The sequence below is a fragment of the Kitasatospora sp. NBC_01539 genome (assembly GCF_045040525.1).
Classification (GTDB): domain Bacteria; phylum Actinomycetota; class Actinomycetes; order Streptomycetales; family Streptomycetaceae; genus Kitasatospora.
Genome location: NZ_CP109390.1, coordinates 8,697,707 through 8,723,368 on the forward strand (window position 1 = coordinate 8,697,707; position 25,662 = coordinate 8,723,368).

General features: G+C 75.7%; 19 protein-coding genes. 14 read left to right on the forward strand and 5 right to left on the reverse strand.

All coding sequences use genetic code 11. The features are described from left to right. Window positions 1–6 precede the first annotated feature (6 nt). Window positions 7–738: an SDR family NAD(P)-dependent oxidoreductase gene (locus tag OG335_RS37650; protein ID WP_405009369.1), complete on the reverse strand. Its 732-nt coding sequence runs from the start codon at window positions 736–738 to the stop codon at window positions 7–9. A gap of 93 nt (window positions 739–831) precedes the next feature. On the opposite strand from OG335_RS37650, the gene OG335_RS37655 reads away from it, so the two are divergent. The 8 genes from OG335_RS37655 to OG335_RS37690 all read left to right on the forward strand — a co-directional run bounded on the left by OG335_RS37655 (window position 832) and on the right by OG335_RS37690 (window position 13,592). Further along, window positions 832–1,683, forward strand: a complete 852-nt coding sequence (locus OG335_RS37655; RefSeq protein WP_405009368.1) for a LysR family transcriptional regulator — start codon at window positions 832–834, stop codon at window positions 1,681–1,683. 169 nt (window positions 1,684–1,852) lie between these two features. Then, on the forward strand, window positions 1,853–3,613 hold the full coding sequence (locus tag OG335_RS37660; protein ID WP_405009367.1) for an acyclic terpene utilization AtuA family protein: 1,761 nt from the start codon (window positions 1,853–1,855) through the stop codon (window positions 3,611–3,613). After that, entirely contained in the window at window positions 3,610–5,208 is a 1,599-nt protein-coding gene (locus OG335_RS37665; RefSeq protein WP_405009366.1) for an acyl-CoA carboxylase subunit beta, read from the forward strand. The genes OG335_RS37660 and OG335_RS37665 overlap by 4 nt, the downstream gene beginning before the upstream one ends. An 11-nt stretch (window positions 5,209–5,219) precedes the next feature. Continuing rightward, entirely contained in the window at window positions 5,220–7,160 is a 1,941-nt protein-coding gene (locus OG335_RS37670; RefSeq protein ID WP_405009365.1) for a biotin carboxylase N-terminal domain-containing protein, read from the forward strand. A 57-nt stretch (window positions 7,161–7,217) separates the two neighbouring features. Beyond that, window positions 7,218–8,399: an acyl-CoA dehydrogenase family protein gene (locus OG335_RS37675; RefSeq protein ID WP_405009364.1), complete on the forward strand. Its 1,182-nt coding sequence runs from the start codon at window positions 7,218–7,220 to the stop codon at window positions 8,397–8,399. Window positions 8,400–8,691: 292 nt separating this feature from the next. Next, window positions 8,692–10,290, forward strand: a complete 1,599-nt coding sequence (locus tag OG335_RS37680; protein WP_405015292.1) for an AMP-binding protein — start codon at window positions 8,692–8,694, stop codon at window positions 10,288–10,290. 43 nt (window positions 10,291–10,333) lie between these two features. After that, a complete protein-coding gene (locus tag OG335_RS37685) occupies window positions 10,334–10,987 on the forward strand; it encodes a TetR/AcrR family transcriptional regulator (protein ID WP_405009363.1) in 654 nt (217 codons plus the stop codon). A 130-nt stretch (window positions 10,988–11,117) separates the two neighbouring features. Beyond that, a complete protein-coding gene (locus tag OG335_RS37690) occupies window positions 11,118–13,592 on the forward strand; it encodes a SpoIIE family protein phosphatase (RefSeq protein WP_405009362.1) in 2,475 nt (824 codons plus the stop codon). A gap of 12 nt (window positions 13,593–13,604) precedes the next feature. Here the strand turns inward: OG335_RS37690 and OG335_RS37695 are convergent, their stop codons facing one another. Next, on the reverse strand, window positions 13,605–14,105 hold the full coding sequence (locus OG335_RS37695; protein ID WP_405009361.1) for a hypothetical protein: 501 nt from the start codon (window positions 14,103–14,105) through the stop codon (window positions 13,605–13,607). A gap of 116 nt (window positions 14,106–14,221) precedes the next feature. Between OG335_RS37695 and OG335_RS37700 the strand changes: the two genes are divergently transcribed. Continuing rightward, on the forward strand, window positions 14,222–14,410 hold the full coding sequence (locus tag OG335_RS37700; protein WP_405015267.1) for a hypothetical protein: 189 nt from the start codon (window positions 14,222–14,224) through the stop codon (window positions 14,408–14,410). Between the two features lie 126 nt (window positions 14,411–14,536). After that, the gene (locus tag OG335_RS37705) at window positions 14,537–15,148 is read left to right on the forward strand and encodes a DUF5994 family protein (protein WP_405009359.1); all 612 of its coding nucleotides are present in this window, start codon (window positions 14,537–14,539) and stop codon (window positions 15,146–15,148) included. A 72-nt stretch (window positions 15,149–15,220) separates the two neighbouring features. Here the strand turns inward: OG335_RS37705 and OG335_RS37710 are convergent, their stop codons facing one another. From OG335_RS37710 to OG335_RS37720, 3 genes are all read right to left on the reverse strand, one after another. Further along, a complete protein-coding gene (locus OG335_RS37710; protein ID WP_405009358.1) occupies window positions 15,221–15,472 on the reverse strand; it encodes a hypothetical protein in 252 nt (83 codons plus the stop codon). A 99-nt stretch (window positions 15,473–15,571) separates the two neighbouring features. Then, on the reverse strand, window positions 15,572–16,498 hold the full coding sequence (locus OG335_RS37715) for a diacylglycerol kinase (protein ID WP_405009357.1): 927 nt from the start codon (window positions 16,496–16,498) through the stop codon (window positions 15,572–15,574). Then, window positions 16,495–18,126: an FAD-binding oxidoreductase gene (locus tag OG335_RS37720; protein ID WP_405009356.1), complete on the reverse strand. Its 1,632-nt coding sequence runs from the start codon at window positions 18,124–18,126 to the stop codon at window positions 16,495–16,497. Before OG335_RS37720 ends, OG335_RS37715 begins: the two co-directional genes overlap by 4 nt. 20 nt (window positions 18,127–18,146) lie before the next feature. On the opposite strand from OG335_RS37720, the gene OG335_RS37725 reads away from it, so the two are divergent. The 4 genes from OG335_RS37725 to OG335_RS37740 all read left to right on the forward strand — a co-directional run bounded on the left by OG335_RS37725 (window position 18,147) and on the right by OG335_RS37740 (window position 25,594). After that, complete coding sequence (locus OG335_RS37725; protein ID WP_405009355.1) at window positions 18,147–18,731, forward strand: TetR/AcrR family transcriptional regulator; 585 nt, start codon at window positions 18,147–18,149, stop codon at window positions 18,729–18,731. After that, a complete protein-coding gene (locus OG335_RS37730; protein ID WP_405009354.1) occupies window positions 18,728–20,278 on the forward strand; it encodes a glycerol-3-phosphate dehydrogenase/oxidase in 1,551 nt (516 codons plus the stop codon). The genes OG335_RS37725 and OG335_RS37730 overlap by 4 nt, the downstream gene beginning before the upstream one ends. 115 nt (window positions 20,279–20,393) lie before the next feature. Next, entirely contained in the window at window positions 20,394–20,735 is a 342-nt protein-coding gene (locus OG335_RS37735; RefSeq protein WP_405009353.1) for a trypco2 family protein, read from the forward strand. Between the two features lie 71 nt (window positions 20,736–20,806). Beyond that, window positions 20,807–25,594 carry a trypsin-like peptidase domain-containing protein gene (locus tag OG335_RS37740; RefSeq protein WP_405009352.1) on the forward strand — a complete coding sequence of 1,596 codons (4,788 nt, stop codon included), beginning with the start codon at window positions 20,807–20,809 and terminating at the stop codon, window positions 25,592–25,594. Window positions 25,595–25,662: the final 68 nt, after the last annotated feature.

Here is a 25,662-nt window from a genome sequence, read left to right on the forward strand (position 1 = left end):
TGCGCATCACCAGGGAACGACGCCGGCGTCGTCGAAGAACTGCCCGGTCGGGCCGTCGTCGGGCAGGGTCGCGAGTTCGACGGCGATCGCCGCGCCCTGTGCGGGGGTGCGCACGCCGCGGAAGCCGTTGAGGTCGGTCGCGACGTAGCCGGGGCAGCCGAGGTTGATCAGGATGTTCGTGCCGCTCAGTTCCCGGGCGTACTGGAGGGTGACGGCGTTCAGGAACGCCTTCGACGGCGCGTAGGCCGCGGACACCGGACCCGCCGTCTGCTCGGCAGCGGGTCCCGACTGCCGGGCGAGGGATCCGACGGTGCTGGACATGTTCACGATCCGTGGTGAGGCGGAGCGGCGCAGCAGCGGCAGCATCGCGTTGGTGACGCGGACGACGCCGATCACGTTGGTCTCCACGGCCGTCCGGATGGTGGCGGGATCGACCCGGGTGGGCTCCTGCGGCATGCCGCCGGTGACGGCGGCGTTGTTGACGAGCACGTCGAGGCGTCCGGCCCGTTCCTCGATCAGCCGTGCGGCGGCGGTCGCGCTCGCGTCGTCGGTCACGTCCAGGGGCACGCCGAACGCCTCGACGCCGGCCGCGCGCAGTTTCTCCACCGCGGCGTCGCGGCGCTGTTCGTCGCGGGCGCCGACGCCGATGCTCCAGCCGAGTGCACCGAGGCCCGCGGCGATCTCGTAGCCGATTCCCTTGTTGGCGCCGGTGACCAGCGCAATCGTTCGTTCGCTCATGGGAACCATGCTGCCCTCGGACCTCGGCGGGGGTCCAAGACCGATCGGGTGGGCAACGATACCGCCCGGGTATCGATCCGGTACCGTGGCGGCATGGAGACCCGGGAACTGCGGTACTTCGTCGCCGTCGCCGAAGAGCTGCACTTCGGGCGTGCCGCACAGCGGCTCGGGATCGCGCAGCCGCCTCTGTCGCGGGCGATCCAGCAGCTCGAACGTCGGCTCGGGGCGGCGCTGCTGGACCGGACCAGTCGCACGGTCACGCTGACCGAGGCCGGCGGGGTGCTGCTGACCGAGGGCCGGGCGGCCCTCGACGCGGTCGACGCCGCCGAGCGGCGGACCCGCCGCGCCGCCCTGCCCGCGACCGGCCGTCCCGGCCTGGTCCTGGTCACGAAAGCCAGCGCGTCCAGCGAACTGCTGGCGAAGCTGCTCGACGCGTATGCCGCCGAACCCGGCGCGGTTCCCGTCGAGGTCATCCTGTGCGGCCCGGCCGAGCAGGCACGACTCCTGCGCGAGGGCCGGGCCGACGTGGCGCTGCTGCACCGGCCGTTCGACTCGACGGCCGGGTTCCACACCGAGGAGCTCAGCACGGAGGGCCAGGTCGTGGTCCTGCCGGCCGGGCATCCGCTCACCGCCCGGACCCATGTGCACATGGCCGACATCACCGGGCTGCCGGGTCTGCCCCTGCCGCGCTGGCCCGAGCCCGACGGCACCTACCGGCCCGGCCCCGGCCCGCAGGTCCGCGACCACGCGCAGTTGCTGCAGCTCGTCGCGCTCGGCCGGGCCTGCGCGGTCTCACCGCAGTCGTGTCGAGCCCAACTGCACGGCGACCTGGCCGCCGTGCCCGTGCTGGACGCGCCCCCGGTCACCACCGTGATCGCCTGGCCGCCGCACAGCCGGTCCAGAGCCGTCGCCGACCTCGTCCGGACCGCGACACGTCTCCGGTAGTTCCGACACGCCTGGCCGGGTTCCGCCCGTCGTGGCCCGGCTCGTCACTCGGCACTCGGCGTGGCGCGGCCGGCGATCCGCCGACCACGGCTTCCGATCGCCGACCATGACGTCCCGTCACGGCTCCTGGGCATCGCCCTCGCTGCTGTGCGCCTGAAAACAAGCATGCATGCTTGATTTATCCCGGGTCCGGTGCCACGCTGCTCCACGACCAGGGCAGGGGAGGCGGGCCGTGCTGCGGATCGGCAATGCGTCAGGGTTCTACGGCGACCGGTTCGCCGCGTTCGAGGAGATGCTCACCGGCGGGCCGCTGGACGTCCTCACCGGTGACTACCTCGCCGAACTCACCATGCTCATCCTCGCCCGCGACCGACTCAAGGACGCCGCCCTCGGCTACGCCAGGACGTTCCTGCGGCAGGCCGAGACCTGCCTCGCCCTCGCCGCCGAGCGAGGCGTCCGCCTCGTCGTCAACGCGGGCGGCCTCAACCCCGCCGGACTCGCCGAGGCGGTCGGCGCGCTCGCCGCCCGGCAGGGCCTCGACCTGAAGATCGGCCACGTGCTCGGCGACGACCTGCTCGACCGGGCCGCCGAGTTCGGCCCCCGGCCCGGCCTGCTCGCCGCCAACGCCTACCTCGGCGCCGCCGGGATCGCCGCCTGCCTGCGCGGCGGCGCCGACGTCGTCGTCACCGGCCGCGTCACCGATGCCGCCCTGGTCGCCGGGCCCGCCATGGCGCACTTCGGCTGGACCCCCGACGACCACGACGCGCTCGCCGGGGCCGTCGTCGCCGGGCACGTCCTGGAGTGCGGCGCCCAGGCCACCGGCGGCAACCACTCGGCGTTCCGCGAGCACCTCGGCGTGCAGGCCGACCCCCGCCCGGGCTTCCCGCTCGCCGAGATCCACGCCGACGGCAGCTGCGTCGTCACCAAGCACCCCGGCACGGGCGGCGCCGTCACCGTCGACACCGTCACCGCCCAGCTCCTCTACGAGACCGCCGGCCCCCGCTACGCCGGGCCGGACGTGACGGCGCGCCTCGACTCCGTACGGCTCACCCAGCAGGGCCCGGACCGGGTGCGGATCGAGGGCGTGCGCGGCGAGGCGCCGCCGCCCACCCTCAAGGTCGGGCTCAACCGGCTCGCCGGCTGGCGCAACGAGGTCGTGTTCGTGCTCACCGGCCTCGACATCGAGGCCAAGGCCGACCTGGTGCGCCGTCAGCTCGCCGCCGGCCTCGCGAAACCGCCCGCGGACCTCCGCTGGACCCTCGCCCGCACCGACCACGCCGACGCCGACACCGAGGAGACGGCGTCCGCACTGCTGCGGCTCACCGTCCGCGACGCCGACGAGCGCGCGGTCGGCCGCGCGGTCGGCGCCGCCGCCGTCGAGCTCGGCCTCGCCTCCTACCCGGGTTTCCACCTCACCGCGCCGCCCGGGCCGGGCACCCCGTACGGCGTCTTCGAGAGCGCGTACCTCGACGCCGGGAGCGTGCCGCACACCGCGGTGCTGCCCGACGGCCGCCGCCTCGCGATCGCCCCGCCCGCCCTCACCCGTGCACCGGTGCCGCTGCCCGCGCCGCCGCTGCCCGCCCCGCCGCCCGACGGACCCACCCGGCGCGCCCCGCTCGGCCTCGTCGCGGGCGCCCGCAGCGGCGACAAGGGCGGCGACGCCAACCTCGGCGTCTGGGTGCGCACCGAGGACGCCTGGCGGTGGCTGGCCCACACCCTCACCGAGGACGTGCTGCGCCGGCTGCTGCCCGAGACCGCGGGGCTCGCCGTCGAACGGCACCTGCTCCCGAACCTGCGCGCCGTCAACTTCACCCTGCCCGGCCTGCTCGGTGACGGCGTCGCCTCGCAGGCCCGCTTCGACCCGCAGGCCAAGGCGCTGGGGGAGTGGCTGCGCTCCCGGCACCTCGACATCCCGGAGGCCCTCCTGTGACCGTCCTCGCGAGCCGCCTCGACCCCGGCGGCCCCGACCACGCCGCGCACCGTGCCGCGATGCTGGAGAAGCTCGCCGCCCTCGACGCCGAACACGCCAAGGCCCTGGCCGGCGGTGGCCCGCGCTACGTCGAGCGGCACCGCACCCGCGGCAAGCTGCTCGCCCGCGAACGCATCGAACTGCTCGTCGACCCGGACTCGCCGTTCCTCGAACTCTCCCCGCTCGCCGCCTGGGGCAGCGAGTACCCGGTGGGCGCCGGCCTCGTCACCGGCATCGGCGTGATCGAGGGCACGACGTGCGTCGTCACCGCCAACGACCCCACGGTGCGCGGCGGCGCCAGCAACCCGTGGACGCTGCGCAAGGCCCTGCGGGCCAACGAGATCGCCCTGCAGAACCGCCTGCCCCTCGTGAACCTCGTCGAGTCCGGCGGCGCCGACCTGCCCAGCCAGAAGGAGATATTCATCCCCGGCGGGGCGCTCTTCCGCGACCTCACCCGGCTCTCCGCCACGGGCGTCCCGACCGTCGCGGTCGTCTTCGGCAACTCCACCGCCGGCGGCGCGTACGTGCCGGGCATGTCCGACCACACCGTGCTCGTCCGCGACCGGGCGAAGGTCTTCCTCGGCGGGCCGCCGCTGGTCAGGATGGCCACCGGCGAGGAGGCCGACGAGGAGCGCCTCGGCGGCGCCGACATGCACGCCCGCACCTCCGGCCTCGCCGACCACGTCGCCGAGGACGAGCCCGACGCGTGCCGCGTCGCCCGCCGCATCGTCAGGCGCCTGCACTGGCGCCGCCACGGCCCGCTGCCCGACACCGCCGCCGAGCCGCCGACCCACGACGAGGAGGAACTGCTCGGCATCGTCCCCGGCGACCTCCGGGTGCCCTTCGACCCGCGCGAGGTGATCGCCCGGATCGTCGACGGCTCGGACTTCGACGAGTTCAAGCCGCTCTACGGCACCAGCCTCGCCACCGGCTGGGCCACCCTGCACGGCTACCCCGTCGGCATCCTCGCCAACGCGCAGGGCGTGCTGTTCAGCGCCGAGTCGCAGAAGGCCGCGCAGTTCATCCAGCTCGCCAACCAGCGCGACATCCCGCTGGTCTTCCTCCACAACACCACCGGCTACATGGTCGGCGAGGCCTACGAGCAGGGCGGCATCATCAAGCACGGCGCCATGATGATCAACGCCGTCGCCAACTCCCGCGTGCCGCACCTGTCGGTGCTGATGGGTGCGTCGTACGGCGCCGGCCACTACGGCATGTGCGGGCGGGCCTACGAGCCGCGCTTCCTCTTCGCCTGGCCGAGCGCCAAGTCGGCCGTGATGGGCCCGCAGCAGCTCGCCGGAGTGCTCTCCATCGTCGCCCGCCAGTCCGCCGCCGCGAAGGGACGCCCCTACGACGAGGACGCCGACGCCGCGATCCGCGCCATGGTCGAGCAGCAGATCGAGGCCGAGTCGCTGCCCGCGTTCCTCTCCGGCCGCCTCTACGACGACGGCGTCGTCGACCCGCGCGACACCCGTACCGTGCTCGGCCTCTGCCTGTCCGCCGTGCACAGCGGCCCCGTCGAGGGCGCCCGCGGCTACGGCGTCTTCCGGATGTGAAAGGTGCAGTCGTGATCACCTCAGTGCTGGTCGCCAACCGCGGCGAGATCGCCCGCCGGATCTTCCGGACCTGCCGCGGCCTCGGCATCGCGACCGTCGCCGTCTACGCCGACCCGGACACCGACGCGCCGCACGTCCGGGAGGCCGACCACGCGGTCCGACTGCCCGGCGCGGCGCCCGCCGACACCTACCTGCGCCGCGACCTCCTCGTCGCCGCCGCCCGAACGGCCGGGGCCGACGCCGTCCACCCCGGCTACGGCTTCCTCTCCGAGAACGCCGCCTTCGCGCAGGACGTCCTCGACGCAGGACTGGCCTGGATCGGTCCGCCGCCCGCCGCGATCGCCGCGATGGGCTCCAAGACGGCGGCCAAACGGCTCATGGCCGACGCCGGGGTGCCCGTCCTCACCGTCGGCGACCGGCCCGGCGAGGCCGACCTGCCGCTGCTCGTCAAGGCCGCGGCCGGCGGCGGAGGCCGCGGCATGCGGGTCGTCCGCGACCTCGCCGACCTGCCCGCCGCACTCGCCGCGGCCCGCGCCGAGGCACTGGCCGCGTTCGGCTCCGACGAGGTCTTCTGCGAGCCGTACCTGCCCGACGGACGGCACGTCGAGGTGCAGCTGATGGCCGACACGCACGGCACCGTGTGGGCCGTCGGCGACCGTGACTGCTCGCTCCAGCGCCGCCACCAGAAGGTGATCGAGGAGGCCCCCGCCCCCGGCCTCCCCGCCGCCCTGCGGGAGCGGCTGCACCGCGCCGCCGCCGACGCCGCCCGGGCGATCGGCTACACCGGCGCGGGCACCGCGGAGTTCCTGCTCGCCCCCGACGGCCGGCTCGCCTTCCTGGAGATGAACACCCGCCTCCAGGTCGAACACCCCGTCACCGAGTGCACCACCGGCCTCGACCTCGTCGCCCTGCAGATCGCCGTCGCCGAGGGCGAGCCGCTGCCGCCCGGGCCGCCCGCCACCACCGGCCACGCCGTCGAGGCCCGGATCTACGCCGAGGACCCGGCCCGCGACTGGCAGCCGCAGACCGGCACCGTGCACCGCATCGACCTCCCAGGGGTGACGGCCGAGTTCGCCGCCGACCCGGCCGCCCCCACCGGGCTGCGCCTCGACTCCGGCGTCACCGACGGCTCCACCGTCACCGTGCACTACGACGCCATGCTCGCCAAGGCCGTCGCCTGGGCACCCACCCGGGCGGCCGCCGCCCGGCGCCTCGCCGCCGCCCTCGCCCGCGCCCGCCTGCACGGCCCCGCCACCAACCGCGACCTCCTCGTACGGGCCCTGCGCCACCCCGCCTTCCTCGACGGCCGCCTGCACACCGGATTCCTCACCGAACACGCCGCCGACCTCGCTCCGGACCCCGCCGCCGACGGCGAGCACACCCCGCTCGCGGCGCTCGCCGCCGCCCTCGCCGACGCGGCGGGCCGCCGCACCGCCCTGCCCCCGGGCTGGCGCAACCTGCCCTCCCAGCCGCAGGTCAAGCGCTACCGCACCGCCGACGGCACGGAGACCGAGGTGCGCTACCGGCAGACCCGCACCGGCCTGGACGCCGCGGACCACCCCGGCACCCGCCTCCTCACCGCCGCGCCCGACCGGGTCGTGCTGGAGACCGGCACCCTGCGGCAGGTCTTCGAGGTCGCCGTGCACGGTGCGCAGGTGTACGTCGACGGGCCGTCCGGCGCCACCGTCCTGACCGCCCTCGACCGCTTCCCCGACCCGGCCGCGCGCACCGACCCGGGAGCCCTGCTCGCCCCCATGCCGGGCACGGTCGTCCGCACGGCCGTCGCGGCCGGCGACACCGTGGCCGCCGGCCAGCCCCTGCTCTGGCTGGAGGCGATGAAGATGGAGCACCAGGTCGCCGCGCCCGCCGACGGCCTCCTCACCGAACTCCGCGTCGTGCCCGGCCAGCAGGTCGAGCCCGGCACCGTCCTCGCCGTCGTCCAGCCCGCCTGAACACGCCGTCCCGGTCACGAACCACCCCCGCCCTCCCCGCCCGGAAGGACAACCCGCATGTCCGCACCGCGCACCACCGCAGGCACCCTCGTCGAGACCCCCGAGCAGCAGGCCCTGCGCCGGGCCGTCGCCGCCCTCGCCGCCCGCTTCGGCCCGGCGTGGTTCCAGGAGAGGGCCCGCGCCGGCCGGTACGCCGACGAGTTGTGGGCGGAGGCCGGCAAGCTCGGCTACCTGGGCGTCAACCTGCCCGCGGAGTACGGCGGCGGCGGCGCCGGGATCACCGAACTGGCCATCGTGCTGGAGGAGCTCGGCGCGGGCGGCTGCCCGCTGCTGATGCTCGTCGTGTCGCCCGCGATCTGCGGCACCGTGATCGCCCGCTACGGCACCGGGGAGCAGCGCCGCCGCTGGCTGCCGGGGCTCGCCGACGGCACCCGCCGGATGGCGTTCGGCATCACCGAGCCCGACGCCGGCTCCAACTCCCACCGGATCTCCACGGTCGCCCGCCGCGACGGCGACGACTGGCTGCTGACCGGCCGCAAGGTGTTCATCTCGGGGGTCGACCACGCCGACGCGGTGCTCTTCGTGGCCCGTACCGAGGACGCCCGGACCGGCCGCCTCAAGCCCGCCCTGTTCGTGGTGCCGCGCGACACCCCCGGCTTCGAGTACCGGCCGATCCCGATGGACATCGTCGCCGCCGAGAAGCAGTTCCAGGTCTTCCTGGACGACGTCCGGCTGCCCGCCGACGCCCTGGTCGGCGACGAGGACGCGGGGCTGCTGCAGCTCTTCGCCGGGCTCAACCCGGAACGGATCATGACGGCGGCGTTCTCCATCGGCGCGGCCCGCCGGGCGCTCGACACCGCCGTCGACTACGCCCGCACCCGCACCGTCTGGGACACCCCGATCGGCGCCCACCAGGGCATCGCGCACCCGCTCGCGCAGTGCGCCGTCGAGGTCGAGCTGGCCCGGCTGATGATGCAGAAGGCCGCGCACCTCTACGACGCCGGTGACGACGCGGGGGCCGGCGAGGCCGCCAACATGGCCAAGTACGCGGCGGGGGAGGCCGCCTGCCGCACGGTCGACCAGGCGGTGCAGACCCTCGGCGGCAACGGCCTCACCCAGGAGTACGGGCTCGCCGCGCTGCTCACCGTCACCCGGGTCGGGCGGGTCGCGCCGGTGAGCCGGGAGATGGTGCTCAACTACGTCGCCCAGCACACCCTGGGCCTGCCCCGCTCGTACTGACCGCCCGCCGCTCCGCTCGTACTGACCGCCGCTCCCGGCCGCTCCTGCCCACCGCCCCGCTCGTCCTGACCACCCGCCGCTCCCGGCTGCTCACGGCTGCTCCCGGTCGCCGCAGAGCGACCTGTCCGGCATGTCCGGCCGTGCCGGGCACGGACGGTGGCGCGCGGGATCGCGGTGCACGGGATCGGCGGTGCACGCCCTCTGGGCCCCGGTGCGGAAACCGGGCACGCTGTCACCGAGCACCTCGGCCACCCCCGAGGACGAGCCCCCCCACCCGCCGGAGGCATGCATGGTGTTCCGCAGCGACCATCCCGACATCGAGCCGCTCGACCTGCCCATCCACGACGCCGTGCTCGGCGACCTGGACGGCCGGGCCGACCTGCCCGCCCTCGTCGACGGCGTCACCGGCCGCTCGCTCACCTACACCGAGCTCGACCGCGCGAGCCGCCGCACCGCCGCCGGGCTGGCCGAGGCCGGTGTGCGGCAGGGCGACGTCGTCGCGCTGTACAGCCCCAACACCATCGCCTACCCGGTGGCCTTCTACGCCGCCACCCGCACCGGCGCCACGGTCACCACCGTCAGCTCGCTCGCCACCGCGGGCGAGCTCGCCGGGCAGCTCCGCGACAGCCGGGCCCGCTGGATCATCACCATCGCCGCGTTCCTGCCGGTGGCCACCGCGGCCGCCGCCGCCGTCGCCGCGGACGGCAGCCCGATCGCGGAGATCTTCGTCTGCGACCCGGCTCCCGGCCACCGCTCCCTCGCGGAGCTCGCCGCCTCGACGGCGCCCGAGCCCGCCCCGCGGATCGACCCCGCCACGGACCTCGCCGTGCTGCCGTACTCCAGCGGCACGACCGGCCTGCCCAAGGGCGTCATGCTCACCCACCGCTCGGTCGCCTCCAACCTGGCGCAGACCGACGCGGTGCACGCCACCGCCCCCGGCGAGCGGATCATCGCCGTGCTCCCCTTCTTCCACATCTACGGCCTCACCGCACTGCTCAACCATCCGCTGCGCTGCGGCTCGACCGTCGTCGTGCTGCCCCGCTTCGACCTGGAGCAGTTCCTGCGGACCATCCAGGACCAGCGCATCGAGGGCGTCTTCGCCGCCCCGCCGATCGTGCTCGCCCTGGCCAAGCACCCGCTCGTCGACCGTTTCGACCTCTCCTCCGTGAAGTACGTGCTGAGCGCCGCCGCACCGCTCGACGCCGACCTCGCCGACGCGGCCGCGCGCCGTCTCGGCCTGCCCCGCATCCACCAGGGGTACGGCATGACCGAACTCTCCCCGGTGACGCACGTGGTGCCGCTGGACGACCCGGCGCCGCCGCCCGGCACGGTCGGCCGGATGGTCGCCTCCACCGAGCTGCGCGTCGCCGACCTCGACGACCCCGCCACCGACCTGCCCGCCGGGCAGCGCGGCGAGCTGCTCTTCCGCGGGCCGCAGGTGATGAAGGGCTACTTCGGCCGGCAGTCGGAGACCGACGCGATGATCGACGAGGACGGCTGGCTGCACACCGGAGACGTCGGCTACGTCGACGAGGCCGGCTACCTCTTCGTCGTCGACCGGGTGAAGGAGCTCATCAAGTACAAGGGCTACCAGGTCGCCCCCGCCGAGCTGGAGGCGCTGCTGCTCACCCACCCCGAGATCGCCGACGCCGCGGTGGTCGGCGTGACCGGTGAGGACGGCACCGAGCGTCCGAAGGCATATGTCGTGCGCGCGCCGGGCAGTGAACTGACCGGGGACCAGGTCGAGGCGTACGTCGCGGCACAGGTGGCCCCCTACAAGAAGGTGCGGGCGGTGGAGTTCCTCGACGCCGTTCCGAAGTCCGCGAGCGGCAAGATCCTGCGACGGGAGTTGCGGGCCCGCCCGCAGTCCAGCGGGGTGGGCCCGATCTGAGAGGATCGGCCCGTCCCGTCCGCCGCCATCGGAGAGCCACGCCATGAACGCCCACGCCGCCACGCTGCGCACCCCGCAGCAGGACCGCAGCCGCGCCACGCGCCGCCGCCTGCTGGAGGCCGCCGTGGAGTGCCTGGCGGAGGTCGGCTGGCAGGGGTCGACGGTCGCGGTCGTCGCCGAGCGGGCCGGGGTGACGCGGGGCGCGGCCCAGCACCACTTCCCGACCCGCGAGGACCTCTTCACGGCGGCCGTCGAGCACGTCGCCGACGAGCGGCTCGCCGCGGTGCGTGCCAGCGCGGAGCAGCTGCCGCCGGACGGCCCAGGCCGGACGGAGGCCGTCGTCTCCATGATCGTCCGGCTGTACACCGGCCCGCTGTTCCGCGCCGCCCTGCACCTGTGGGTGGCCGCCGCCACCGAGGACGCGCTGCGGGAGCGGATCGTCGCGCTGGAGCACCACGTCGGCCGGGAGTCGCACCGGGCGGCGGTGGAGTTCCTCGGCGCGGACGAGGGCGTGCCCGGGGTCCGCGAGACCGTCCAGGCCACCCTGGACATGGCCCGCGGCCTCGGCCTGGCCAACCTGCTCACCGACGACGGCCCGCGCCGCGCCGGCATCGTCCGCCAGTGGGCCGGCCTCCTGGACTCCGCGCTCGCCGGTCCGGCAGGCCCGGCCCCCGGCGCGGGGAGACCCGGGTGCTGAGCTCTCCGGCACCCCGCCCGGCCCGGCCGGCGACGCGCAGTCGCCGACCGGCCGGGCTTTGTGCAGTCTGGTGGGGACCGGATTGGCCGGCCTCCCGTAGGGAAGGTACCGGGCGGGTGAGTTCCTGATCATGCACGGATTCGACTGGATCGCCGAGGACGGCGCCGGCCGCGTGGAGGCGGGCGCCGCCTCCGCGCGCCTGGGCGGCCACCGGCTCGTACCGCTCGCCACCGCGCTGCTGGAGGCCGACGGCCGCATCCTGCACTGGAGCGCCGAGGCCGAGGAACTCACCGGACACCCCGCGGACCGCGCCGTCGGCGCGTACGCCGCCCGGCTGCTCGCCCCCGAGGGCATGCAGGCGAAGGTGCAGGAGCTGTTCCAGGAGGTCATGGCGGGCTCCGGCCGGTCCGGGGTCCACGCGGTCCGCCACAGCGACGGCAGCAGCGTCGAGCTGGAGTTCCACACCTACCCGATCGCCGGGCCCGGCGGGCAGCCGCTGCTGCTCGTCACCGCCTCCGACGTCCGCACGCTGCGCCAGGTCGAGGCCGACCTCGCCGTGCTGGACGGCCTCTTCAACCAGTCGCCGATCGGCATGGCCGTCTACGACACCGACCTGCGGTTCGTCCGCCTCAACCACGCCCTCGCGAAGATCAACGGCCTGACCGTCGACGAACACATCGGCCACCGCGTCTCCAGCCTGCTGCCGGGCCTCAACAGCGCCGAGATCGAGGCCGTCATGCGGCAGGTGCTCACCACCGGCCGCCCGGTGGTCGACGCCCGCTCGCACGGCCGCACCCCCGGCGACCCGCGCCGCGACCGCGCCTGGTCGGCGTCGTACTTCCGGCTGGAGGACTCCACCGGCCGGGTGCTCGGCGTGAGCTCCAACCTCATCGACGTCACCGAGCGCTTCCAGGCCGAGGCCCGCGCCGCCCGCGCACAGGAGCGCCTCGCCCTGCTCGCCGAGGCCACCGCCCGGATCGGCACCACCCTCGACCTGCAGCGCACCGCCGAGGAGCTGATCGAGGCCGTCATCCCGCGGTTCGCCGACTTCGCCACCGTCGACCTGCTGGAGCCCGTGCTCCGCGGCGAGGAGCCCGCCCCGATCCACCCCGAGCGGCCGGTCCTCGTCCGGGCCGTCGCCGTCGGCGAGGCGTACGAGGCCGGGCTGACGCGCGCCGCCGACGCCGTCGGCGCCACCACCGAGTACGACGCCCAGCGCGTCTACACGCAGTGCCTGCGCAGCGGCCGGCCGCTGCTGCGCTCCCACGTCGACGAGGAGGTGCTGCGCGGCCTGGTGCCGAACTCGGACCGCGTCGCGCCCGGCGTCGAGGCCGGCGTGCACTCCTACCTCATGGTGCCGGTGCTCGCCCGCGGCATGGTGCTCGGCGGGGCGGAGTTCGTCCGCACCCGCAACCCCGAGCCGTTCACCGCCGCGGACGTCGCCCTCGCCGAGGAGCTCGTCGCCCGCGCCGCCCTCGCCATCGACAACGCCCGGCTCTACCGCCGCGAGCGCGAGACCGCCCTCACCCTGCAGCGCAGCCTCCTGCCGCAGGAGATCCACCGCACGCTCGGCCTGGAGATCGCCCACCGCTACCTGCCGAGCAGCCTCGTCTCCGAGGTCGGCGGCGACTGGTTCGACGTGGTGCCGCTCTCCTGCGGGCGGGTCGCCCTCGTCGTCGGCGACGTCATGGGCCACGGCATCCGCGCCGCCGCCACCATGGGCCAGCTGCGGACCGTCGCCCGCACCCTCGCCACCCTCGACCTGCCGCCCGAGCAGGTGCTGACCCGGCTCGACGAGACGGCCAGCGCCATCGGCGAGGGACAGTTCGCGACCTGCGTCTGCCTCGTCTACGACCCCGTCGACCGCACCTGCCTGGTCGCCTCGGCCGGCCACCTGCCACCCGTGCGGGTCGGCGCGGACGGCTCGTCCAGCCCCGTCGACCTGCCGCCCGGCCTGCCGCTGGGCGTCGGCGGCGCGACCTTCGAGAGCATCGAGTTCACCCTGCCGGTCGGGGCGACGGTCGCCCTCTACACCGACGGCCTGGTCGAACGCCGCGGCCAGGACCTCGACGTGGGCATCGGCCTCCTCGCCCGTACGCTGTCGGGGCGCTCCCGCACGCTGGAGGAGAGCGCCGACGCGGTGCTCGCCACACTGGTCGCCGACGGCACCGACGACGACATCGCGATGATCCTCGCCCGCGCCCTCCCGGTGCCCGCCGAGCGGATCGCCACCCTGCACCTCACCGGGGAGGGCCCGCTCGCGTCGCAGGCCCGGCGCTTCGCCCGGTCCACCCTGCAGGCGTGGGGGCTCGCCGTGCACGCCGACTTCACCGAGCTCATGGTCAGCGAACTCGTCACCAACGCCCTCCTGCACGCCGACGCCCCCCGCCGACTGCGGCTCTACCGCGACGACCGCACCCTCACCGTCGAGGTCGCCGACGCGGGCGGCCACTCGCCGAGGCTGCGCTCCTCCGCCGAACAGGACGAGGGCGGCCGCGGCATGCACCTCGTCAGCGAACTCGCCCACCGCTGGGGCACCCGCCCGACGAAGGAGGGCAAGGTCGTCTGGGCGGAGATCGAACTCCCGCTCAGGGCGGGCGGCTGACGGCCGGTCCGGTCAGGGGCAGCGGATGCCGCTGCCGTCCAGCGCGCTCGTGGCGGTGAGGCCGTACGTCCGCGCGGTGGGGTCGTACCGCAGCTCGACCGTGACGGGGCTGCCGCCGACCGTCCGGGTCCAGCAGCGGTCGAAGGTCTCGACGGCGCCCGTGGCGGATTCAAATGGGTGCGCCACCCAGCCCGACCCGGCCGCCTCGGCGTCGTAGTGGGCGGCGAACTCCCGTTCGCCGGCGGTGTACGCGTAGACGGCGGAGGCCTCGGCGTACCCCGACTCGTCGCTGAACCGGCCGTCCTCGCAGGAGGACGCCACGGCACCGAGCGGGGTGGCGCCCGCCGGGTGCGAGGAGAGCAGCCGCAGGGTGTCCGGGTGTCCGGGGCCCCTCGCCGCCGGGACGGAGCACCCCGGGCGCAGCGCCTCCGGCAGGTACAGCAGCGCGAACGCGGCCGCCGCGACGGCCGTGAGCGCGGCGGCGGTCGCGATGCGGGCGGATCTCTTCTTCACACGGGGTCCTGGGGTCGGTGAGGGGTCGGGCGGCGACACGGGTCCTGAGACCGGTGGGACGGTCTCCCGGTGGCCGGCGGTTCCCGCAGGGACCCCGCCGGGCCCGCGTCGGGCAGGTGACGGTAGGCCCGTCGGCGACGGCGTCCTTCCCGGCCGTCCGGGCCGACCGGGGGAAGTCGCTGCGCCCGATGGTGCCCGACCGGGGGAAGTCGCTGCGCCCGATGGTGCCCGACCGGGGGAAGTCGCTGCGCCCGATGGTGCCCGACCGGGGGAAGTCGCTGCGCCCGATGGCGCCCGGCCGGTGACGACCAGGAGTAACCTGGGCACTACCGAAGGCACCTCGCATGCCGGCACCGGACACTGGCGTCGTCTCCGGAGCACGGCAATTCCGGATCCGGCCCTCGGGCGGACCCGGAGACAGGTCGTCGACCATGTCCACCGTTCTCGATCCCGCAACCTCGCCCCTGGCCGCAGCAGCCGCCCCGATGCGGCTCTCGCTGGCGCCCGACGGCGTCCGGCCCGGCCGCCTCGACGGCGCCTGGTGGCCCCGGTCGCGTGATCTCCTCCTCGAAATCCCCGCCCTCGCCGCGGAGCTGGACGCTCGGTGGGGCCGGGTCACCCGGATCACCGTGAATCCGGCGCAGTGGCCGGTCATCCCGCGCCGCATCCCGGTCGCCGGGCGTTCGGTGCATGCCGGCTGGTTCACCGTCGAACAGGACGAGCACATGATCATGGTGTGCTCGTACACCCCCCGGCGGCTCGACCTGCTGGTCGTGCCGCCGTCGACGGACCCGGTCGAGGCCGCCCGGCTGATGGTCCGGGCCGCGGACCCGGCCAACACCTGCACGGCGAGCGCCCTGCTCGCGGAGGGCGCGGAGACCGCGTCAGCCCCCGCGGGGCCGGCCGGTCCCGCGGACGCGCCGGAGGTGCGGGGCTCGGGCTTCCTGCCGTCGGCCGCCGCGCCCGGCGACGTTTCCGGCGACGCCGAGCGGCGCGACGCCGTGGCCCGTACCCGTGCCGCGACGTGGCTGGCGCCCGCCTGACGGCCTGACGGCGCTCCGGCGCATCCCCCGCCCGGGACGGCCGCCCGGGTGAGCCGCCCGGGGCCGAGCGGTTCACCCGCGTGACCACTCCGTCCGGGCCAGGGGCTCGCCGACGGTCGCGTCGTCCTCCCAGACGCACACCCTGATCGCCCGGGGCCCCGGTGCGGGCCGGGACAGCGTGCGCACGAGGACGTCCCGCACGTGGTTGGCCGCCTTCTGGGGCGGCCCGTCGTACTCCAGAGGGTTCGGAACCGGCGAACCCTCCTGGCGGGACCAGTGCCCGTGGTCGTCCTGGGTCTCCAGGACCCATCGGTAGTGCCGCATGCCGGTCTCCTGGGTGCCGATCCGAACGCGAGCCCGCCCCGGACACGACCGTAGGTCCGGCACCGCCCCGCGGCGACCGGGGACGGGGCCGGGCCCGCGTCAGGCCGGGCGCGGCACCAGGAGCCGCAGTGCGCCCGGTGCCACCCGGACGTCGACGGGCAGCGGGCCGATGTACTCGCCGTCGGCGTACGCCGTGATGCCGGGTGAGTCGATGCGCAGCGAGGGCGTCCGGTGGGTCTCCACCTCCTCGTGGCGGACGTGGGTGCCGCTGAACACCGACGGGAAGAACCGGGCCACCCGGTGCCGCGGCATGGCCCGTACCACGGTGACGTCGAGGAGCCCGTCCGCCGGGTCGGCGTCGGGGCAGATCCGCATGCCGCCGCCGTAGCTGCGGGTGTTGCCGACGGCGGCGAGGGTGAGGTCGTGTTCGACGACGGTCCCGTCGGCGAGTTCGATCCGGAACGGCAGCGGCCGCAGGTTGGCGAACTCGACCAGGACGGCCAGGTTGTAGCGCATCCGGCCGCGCGGCCAGGTGAGCCGGTTGGTGCGGTCGCTGACGAGCGAGTCGAAGCCGGTGGCGAGCACCGAGCCGAACCAGCGCGCGGTGCCGTCGGCGGCGGTGGCGTGTCCGAGGTCGACGGTGACGGTGTGCCCGTCGGCGACGACGTCCGCCGCGGCCTCCGGGTCGCCGAGGGGGAGTCCGTGCGCGCGGGCGTGGTCGTTGCCGGTGCCGGCGGGTACGACGCCGAGGGGGACGCCGGTGCCGGCGAGGGCCTGCAGGGCGAGGCTGATCATGCCGTCGCCGCCGGCGACCGCGAGGGCGTCGACGCCGCGGCCGGCCGCCTCGCGGGCGAGCCGTACGGCGTCCTCGGGGTCGGCGCCGGCGGCGTTGACCACCTCGACGCCGCGGGCGCGCAGGCGGGCGGTGGCACGGACGGCGGCCTTCGCCGCGTGGCCGCCGCCGGCCGCGGGGTTGGTCAGCACCAGGACGCTGAGCGGCGGCCGTGCCGTGGTCGGGCCGGTCACGGGATCAGCTTGCCGGGGTTGAGGATGCCGGCCGGGTCGAGGGTGTCCTTGACGGCCCGCAGGATGCGGACGCCGAGGTCGCCGATCTCCCGGCCCATCCACGGGCGGTGGTCGGCGCCGACGGCGTGGTGGTGGCTGATGGTGCCGCCGTCGGCCATGATCGCGTCGCCGGCGGCCCGCTTGGCGGCGTCCCACTGGGTGAGCGGGTCGCCCTGCCGGGCGGCGAGCACGGTGAAGTACAGCGAGGCGCCGGTCGGGTAGACGTGCGAGATGTGGCAGAGCACCAGGGCGCCGGCCAGGTGTTCCCGGAGGGCGGCGGTGACGGAGGCCTTGAGCCGGTCGAGTCCGGCCCAGTCGGTGGCGGTCTCCAGGGTCTCGCAGAGGGCGCCGCAGTCGAGGAGGGCGTCGCGCAGGTACGGCGCCGAGAAGCGGCCGTGCTCCCAGGCGCGGGCGGGTCCGGCGCCGAGAGGGGTGCCGCCGGCGGCGCGCAGCACGGCGTGGGTGCGTTCGTGGCGGGCCGCGGTCTGTTCCTTCGTGCCCTCGAAGACGGTGACGGCGAGGCAGCCGCCGGTGACCCGGTCGCCGCCGATCCGGTCGGTCATGGCGAGGTTGACGGCGGTCTCGGACTCGTCGGAGAGGCGGATGACGGTGGGGCCGGTGCCCTGCTGCTCGACGGCGCGCAGCGCGGCGGCGCCGGTCGTGAAGTCGGGGAAGCTCCACGCCTCGTGGACCTTCTCCGCGGGCAGCGGGTGCACCCGCAGCCGGACCCGGGTGATCACGCCGAACACGCCCTCCGAGCCGAGGAAGAGCTCGCGCAGGTCGGGCCCGGCCGCGGAGGCGGGCGCCCGGCCGAGGTCGAGCACACCGGCGGGGGTGACGACGCGGAGCCCGCGGACCATCTCGTCGAACCGCCCGTACCCGGCGGAGTCCTGGCCGGAGGAGCGGGTGGCGGCGAAGCCGCCGATGGTGGCGTACCGGAAGCTCTGCGGGTAGTGGCCGAGCTCCCAGCCGCGTTCGGCGAGCAGTTCCTCGGCGCGGGGGCCGGTGAGGCCGGCGCCGAGGACGGCCTCGCCGGAGACCTCGTCGAGGACGTGCAGGGCGTCGAGGCGGCGCAGGTCGAGGGAGATGACGGCGGTGAGGCCGCCGCGCAGCGGGTCGACGCCGCCGACCACGCTGGTGCCGCCGCCGAACGGCACGACGGCGATGCGGCGTTCGGCGCAGAGTGCGAGGACGGCGGCGATCTCGTCCTCGCTGCCGGGCAGGACGACCGCGTCGGGGGCGTCCTGCGGGCCGCGGCTGCGGCGGCGCAGCAGGTCGGGGGTGGACTTGCCGCCGGCGCGGGGCAGCCGGTCGGCGTCGGCGGCGCTGACGTGGCCGGGGCCGACGAGGGCGGCGAGTGCCGCGAGGTCGGCGGCGGGGAGGGCGGAGGGGCGGAGCTCGACCTCCTCGGGGGCGAGCGGGGTGTCGGCCGCGTCCGCGGACACGCCGAGGGCGGCGGCCAGCAGGGCCTTGACGTCCTCGGACAGGGGCTTGGCGAGGGCCGGGTCGCCCCAGGCGTCCCACTTCATCGGGGGGAGCGGCAGGGCGGCCGGGCCGCGGTCCTGACCTGCTTGCGTATCGGATGCCATGCGTTACAGTATGACGCATTATGTCAAGTAGTAACGAGAGTGCCGGGGCCCGGACCCCCACCACCGACGACGCGATCCTCGACGCCGCCGCGCACCTGGTCGTCCACCTCGGCCCCCAGCGCACCCAACTGGCCGAGATCGCCCGCCGCGCCGGGGTCAGCAGGCCCACCGTCTACCGCCGCTGGCCCGACGTCCGGGCCGTCATCGGCGCCCTCCTCACCCGCGAGATCCGCCGCACCCAGGAGCAGGTCACCCTGGACGGCGACGACCGCGAGGCCTTCGTCGAGGGCGTCGTCGAGGTCGCCGTCCGCCTGCGCGACAACCCCGTCCTCGGCGCACTCCTGCACTCCGACACCCTCGTCGAGTACGTCGTCGAACGGCTCGGCACCAGCCAGCGCGGCCTCCTCGACGCCATCGGCGCCGCCGTCGTCCAGGGCCAGCGGCACGGCTCCGTCCGCGCCGGCGAGCCCACCGAACTCGCCGCCATGGTGCTGCTCATCGCCCAGTCCACCGTCCAGTCGCACCGCATGGTCGCGCACCTGCTGCCCGAGCAGGCCTGGCGCCGCGAACTGGCCCGCGCCCTGAACGGATACCTCGCGCCATGACCCCCACCGGCAGCACCGTGCTCGACGCCCGCCGCCGCACCGCCGCCCTCCGCGCCCTCGGCGACCGGCCCGCCGTCGACCTGCTCGTCGTCGGCGGCGGCGTCACCGGCGCCGGCATCGCCCTCGACGCCGCCGCCCGCGGCCTGCGGACCGTCCTCGTCGAATCGCGCGACCTCGCCTTCGGCACCAGCCGGTGGAGCTCCAAACTCGTCCACGGCGGCCTCCGCTACCTCGCCTCCGGACGGATCGGCGTCGCCCGCGAGAGCGCCGCCGAACGCGGCATCCTGATGACCCGCACGGCACCCCACCTCGTACGCGCCCTGCCCCAGCTCGTACCGCTGCTGCCCGGCGTCCCCCGGCGGCAGGCCGCCCTCGTGCACGCCGGCCTCCTCGCCGGCGACGCGCTGCGCCTCGCCGCGGGCACCCCCGCCGCCCTGCTGCCCCGCGTGCGGCGGATCGGCGCACCCGCGGCCGTCCGCCTCGCCCCGGCCGTCCGCACCGACGGCCTGCGCGGCGCCCTCGTCGCGCACGACGGCCAACTCGTCGACGACGCCCGCCTCGTGGTGGCCGTCGCCCGCACCGCCGCACAGCACGGCGCCACCGTGCTCACCCGGGTCCGCGCCGAGCAGGTCACCGGAACCTCCGCACGCCTCACCGACACCCTCACCGGCGAGAGCCTGACCGTCACCGCCCGCGCCGTGCTCAACGCCACCGGCGTGTGGGCCGGCGAGGTCGACCCGGCCGTCCGGCTGCGGCCCAGCCGCGGCACCCACCTCGTGCTCGACGCCGCGGCCCTCGGCCGCCCGCGTGCCGCGCTCACCGTGCCCGTACCCGGCTCCACCGGCCGCTTCGTCTTCGCGCTCCCGCAGCAGCTCGACCGGGTCGTCCTCGGCCTCACCGACGAGGACGCGCCCGGGCCGGTCCCCGACGAGCCGCAGCCGACGGACACCGAGATCACCTTCCTGCTCGACACCGTCAACACCGCGCTGCGCACCACGCTCACCCGGGCCGACGTCCGCGGCGCCTTCGCCGGGCTGCGCCCGCTGATCGACCGGGGCGGCGGCGCCACCGCCGACCTGTCGCGCCGGCACGCCGTACTGGAGTCGCCCACCGGAGTGATCACCGTGGTCGGCGGCAAACTCACCACCTACCGGCGGATGGCCGAGGACGCCGTCGACACCGCCGTCCGCCTCCGGGGCCTGCGCGCCGGGCCGTGCACCACGGCCCGCCTCCCGCTGGTCGGCGCCCCCGCCCACCGCGACTCCGGCCCGGCCGCGTCCTCCGGCGCCCCCACCTCGCTGACCCTGCGTCACGGGGCGGCCGCGGGAGCCGTCCTCGCCGCCGACGTGCCCCGGCCCTGCGACGCCGTCGCCGAGGGCATCGACGTCACCCGCGCCGAGATCGCGTACGCCGTCACCCACGAGGGCGCCCTCGACGCCGCCGACGTGCTGCACCGCCGCACCCGCATCGGCCTCGTCCCCGCCGACGCCGAACGCGCCCGGCCCGCCGTCGAGGAGATCATCGGACTCGTCCGCGGACGGGAGTGACACCGACGGCCTCACCGAGCCGACCTGGCGAAGTGTCAGGCGATCCGTCCGGCCGCCCGCTAGCCTGACCGCCAGGATGATCGGGGGGCCGGTCACGGTGATGGGCGGGGTGGGTATGAGGATCGGTCTGGCCGACGCGGTGGCCGCGGTGCGCGACGAACTGATGGAGGCGGCCACGCGGGGCGAGGGCCGGGCACTGGCCTTCGACGTCGGCCCGGTCGAGATGGAGTTCGAGATCGAACTCCGAGCGGAGGCCAAGGCCGGCGGCAAGTTCCGGGCCTGGGTCGTCTCCGGCGAGGCCGAGGCCGGAGTGTCCCGCGGCAGCACGCACCGGGTGTCCTTCACGCTCACCCCGCGCACCCGCGACGCCGTCCCCGCCCCGGGTTCCTTCAGCATCAACGACCGCCGCGACCACGACCTCGGGCACGAGGCCGTGGACGACGACGCCGAGGACTGACGGGGGCGCAGCACCGACCGGACCGCCGTACGCGGTCCCGGTGCGGGCGGACGGGAACGCGAGGGGGAGCAGTGGATCGCGAGCGGCTGGTCGGAGTCCTGGGCGAGGACACCAGAGGCAGCGGATACGTCGTCGGGCCGCGCCTGGTGCTGACCTCGGCGCACGTCGTCGGCGAGGCGGGGACGCCGGTCACCGTGCTGAGGCCCGGCCGGAGACGGCACGACCACGCCGTGGTGGTCTGGCGCGGCACGCCGCACGGACGCGACGACGCAGCCCTGGTGCGCGTCGAGGCCGCCGAGTGGCGGGAGCCGGCGGGCACGGCGGAACCCTGGGGCCGGATGGCCACCACGCGGACCGGCCAGCTGTGCGAGACCTGGGGGATCCCCGGGGTGATCCGGCGCGCCGGAACGGCCGAACGGCCGCACCCGCCCTCGGAGGCCATGCAGCTGACGGGAACGATCAACCCGGGCAGCGGCTACGTCGAGAAGCGCCACCTCCTCGCCCTCACCGAGCACTCGATGCGGGAGTGGCCGGCCGACGGGCCGGTGTGGGCGGGCCTGTCGGGTGCGGCCGTGGTCTGCGGCGGGCTCCTCGTCGGCGTCGTCAAGGCGGAGGTGCCGGGCTTCGGCCACGGCCTGCTGGAGGTGGTGCCGGCCTACCTCCTGCACACCGACGACGGCTTCCTGAAAGCCCTGAAGGACAACGCCGCCTCCTCGCTGACCCTGGGCCAGGTGGAGTTCGACGAACTCCACGCACGGGACACCCCGGCGCCGTCCGAGGGCCTGCTCCCACCGGGCAGCCTGCTCCAGGCCGGCCGGCAGGTCGTCGCCTTCTCCGGCCGCGAGGAGATCCTCACCCGGCTCAGGCGGTGGTGCGAACCCGCCGGGTTCGGCGTCCGGCTGCTCCACGGGCCCGGAGGCCAGGGCAAGACCCGCCTCGCCGCCCGGCTGGGGGAGGTGCTGCAGGCCGCCGACCGCCGGTGGACGGTGCTCTGGCCCGACCCCGGCGCCGGTCCGGCGGAGCTGACCCGGCTGCGGGACACCGCGGAGCCCCTGCTGGTGGTGCTCGACTACGCGGAGACCCGGCAGGACGAGCTCGCCGCACTGCTGCGGGCCGGCACGCTCCACCGCGGCGGCGTCCCGCTGAAGGTGCTCCTGCTCGCCCGCACCGCGGGCGAGTGGTGGGACAACGCCGGGTACGCGCCCGGCGGTGCCGTGCTGGGCGGCGCGCCGACGGACGAACTGCCGGTCCTCGCACCCGACCACGAGACCCGCGCGCTGCTCTACCGGCAGGCCGCGGCCTCCTTCGCCGAACGGCTGGCCGGCCCGGCGCACGCACCGGGCGGGAACGGCTGGGCCGCGCTCGCGAAGGACCTGCCCGACCCCGGGCCCCGGGCCCTGCCGTCCGGCAACGTCCTGACGCTCCACATGACGGCCCTGGCGGACCTCCTCGACGCCGCGCTCCGCAGTGCCCCCGGCCGCGCCGACGGGCCGACGCCCGCCGAGGCCACCGACCCGGACACCGACCCGTATGACCGGAAGGACGCCGAGGACCGCATCCTCGACCACGAACGGGCGTACTGGACCAAGGTCGCGGGGCAGCACCCCCTGCCGCACGGCCTCGTCCGCCGACGCTCCCTGGCCGACGCCCTCGCCACCGTGGTGCTGCTCGGCGGCGTGCCCCTGCAGGAGCACGAACGGGAGGACCTCCTCCGGCGCACGCCCGTCCTCTCCGGCCTGCACGACCACGAACTCCTGGTCGTCCGGGAGTGGATCGAGGCCGTCTACCCGTCCGCCGAGCGGGATCCCTGGGAGATCGTCCAACCGGACAGGCTGGCCGAGCGCTTCATCGGCAGGCACCTGCTGGAGAACCGCAGACTCGTGCACACCCTGCTGGCCCCGGCCGACACGCGCCGCCCGCCGGCGGGCCCGGTCGGCGCGGCGCAGTCGGCCCGGCTGCTCACCCTGCTCTCGCGGGCGGCCGCGCACCCGCCGCTGGCCGGCACGCTCGACGACCTGATCGTCGACGTCTGCACCCGCCACGCGGACCTTCTCGGGACGGTCACCATCGACGTCGCCACCCAGGTCGAACGGCCGCAGCCGCTCGTCGACGCCCTGACACGGCGCACCGAGGACCAGGAGGTGTCGATCCCGGCCCTCGCCGAGCTCGCCGACCACCTGCCCCGCACCTCGCACGCGCTGGCGGCGTGGGCGCTCCACCTGGTGGAGCGGCTGGTGGCACTGCGCCGGGCCGCCGGCACCGGCACCGTCGAGGACAGCGTCGCGCTCGGCGCCGAGCTGCGCCATCTCGCCAAACGGCTCCTCTGGACGGGCCGGACCGCCGAGGCCCTGACCGCCGCCGACGAGGCCGTCGACCTGTTGCAGCCGCTCCTGGCGACCCACCCGCAGAGCGCCAGGGTGCATCTGGCCGCCGCCCTGAACAACCGGTCGGTGTGCCTCGGCGTGCTGGGCCGGCGTACCGAGGCGCTCCCACCGGCCCTCGAAGCGGTCGCCCACTACCGCATCGTGGTCGGCACCGAACCCGTGCCCGAGGACGCCCGGGGCAACCTGGTCACCAGTCTCGGCGGCCTCGCCGCCACACAGAGCAGGCTCGGACGGAACCCGGAGGCCCTGGAGGCGATCCAGGAGGCGGTCGGCATCCAGCGCGGGCTGGTGCGGGCCGGCGCACCCGAGGCGGAGGCCGGCCTGGTGGCCCAGCTCAACAACCTCGCCATCCGCCACACCGACACCGGCCACCACCGCGAGGCCTTCGAGGCGGCCTCGGAGGCGGCGGAACGCTGCGAGCCACTGGCCGACCGGCACCCCGACGCCCACCTGCCCGAGCTGGCCATGGTGCTGGGCACGCTGTCCACCTGCCACGGTGACCTGGGCAACCCGGAGAAGGCGCTGGCGCTGGTGCGGCGGTCCGTCGACATCCGCGAGCGGCTCTTCCGGGAGCGCCCGGAGAGCTTCCGCCACCTCCTCGCCATGGCACTCAACTCGCTGGCCATCGACCTGGGCGAGCTGGGGCACGTCGCGGAGTCCGTCCGCACCGCCGAGCGGTCGGTCGGGCTCTACCGGGAACTCGTCGCACAGGAACCGGACGGCCACCGCCCCGAGCTGGCCATGGCACTGAACACCCTGGCCAACCAGTACAGCAGCGCCGACGACGGCGAGCCGGCCCTGGCGGCGGCCGAGGAGGCCGCCCGCATCTACGCCGAGCTCGACGAGGCGACCCCCGGGGTCTTCGCCGCAGACCTGGCCATGGGCATGTTCACCCGGGCCAACTGCGAGGCGGCCGCCGGACGGCCCGACGAGGCCATCGCGTCGCTCTTCGCGGTCGTGGCGGCCTGCCGTGAACTCGCTGCCTCGGAACCCCGCGCGAACGCCGGCAGCCTCGCCCGAGCGCTGCACAACCTCCGCATCTGCCTTGTGGCCGCCGACCGGACGTCCGAGGCGATGGACCTCGTCGACGAGGCCCTCGCGACCTACGCCGACCCCGACCGGGCCGGGGCCGACGACCTCCATCCCGTGATCGTGGAACTGCTGAACAGCCGCGCCACGTGCCTGGACACGCTCGGACGGACGGACGAGGGCCTGGCGCCCCTGCGCCTGGCGGTGGAGATCGCCCGCAGGCGGGCGGACGGCCCCGGGGGCGCGGGAACGGCCGCCCTGGTCGGCCAGCTGGGACTGCTCGCCGCCTTCGCGTTCCGCGTCAGGAGGCGCGCCGAGGCGGCCGGGACCGTGGCCGAGGCGATCGCGCTGCTGCGGAGCCGGGCACGGACCGAGCCGGAGCGGTACGAGGCCGACCTGGCCGGCACCCTGAGCCACCAGGTGAACCTCCTGGGGTCGATCGCGCGGTACGACGAGGCCGAGGCGGCGGCCCGCGAAGCGGTCGCCGTCCGGTGCCGGGTCGCCGACCGCGACGGGGCCGCCGCGCGGATCCACGTCGCCGCCGGACTCACCGGCCTCGCCGAACTCCTGATGATGCGGCTGAGCCCTCGGCAGGCGCTGGAGGCCCTCGACCTGGCGCGGGACCACGAACGGCGGATGACGCCCGAGGAGGCCGCCGCCCACGAGTCGGTTCTGGCCTTCGGCCAGCGCTTCCGCGGACTGCTCCTGTTCATGGTCGGGCGCCGCACGGAGGCCCTCTCGACCGTCCGGGAGGCCGTGGCCGCCGCCGACCGCTTCGCCGAAACCGCCCCGGGCCGGATGCCCGGACTGCCCGTGGTGCTGTTCGCGGCCGGATCGGTGCTGACCGACCTGGAACTCCGCGAGGAGGCCCTGCCCCACCTCGAACGTGCCGTCGCCCTGTGCCGGGCCCCCGTGGAGGCGGGAGAGGCCGGGTACGAGATCATCCTGGCCACCTGCCTCGGCACGCTGGCCGCCTGCCTGGCCCTGGAGCCCGCCCAGCCGGAGCGGGCCCTCGCGGCCACCACCGAGGCGCTGGAGATCTGCCGCCGGCTCGCTGCGGACGACCCGGAGGCCGGAGTGGGCCTCCTCGCCCGGGCCACCACGCAGCAGGGGCTGCGGCTCGCGGAGGCGGGCCGCAGCGAGGAGAGCCTCCGGCTCACGGCGGAGGCCGTGCGGCTGGGCCGCGCGCACCTGGCGGTCGATCGCGACGCGCACGTCCTCGAACCGGTCGACGCCCTCCACGCCTTCGCCGTGGCCCGCCGGCTCGCCGGCGTGGAGCACACGGAGGCACTGGCCGCGATCGACGAGGCCGTCGCCCTGCTGGAGGGCCTGGGGGAGCGGGAACCACACCTGGCCGGGCAGTTGACCGGCAAGGCCGCGGCCCTCCGCGCCCTGCTGCTCGGCGCGGTCGCCGAGGAGGCGGCAGCGCGGTCGCCGGAGCGATAGCCGACCGACCCGACGGGGTGCGCTCCCGACCGGAGCACACCCGGGACTCCCGGCCTCGCCGCCGGCCC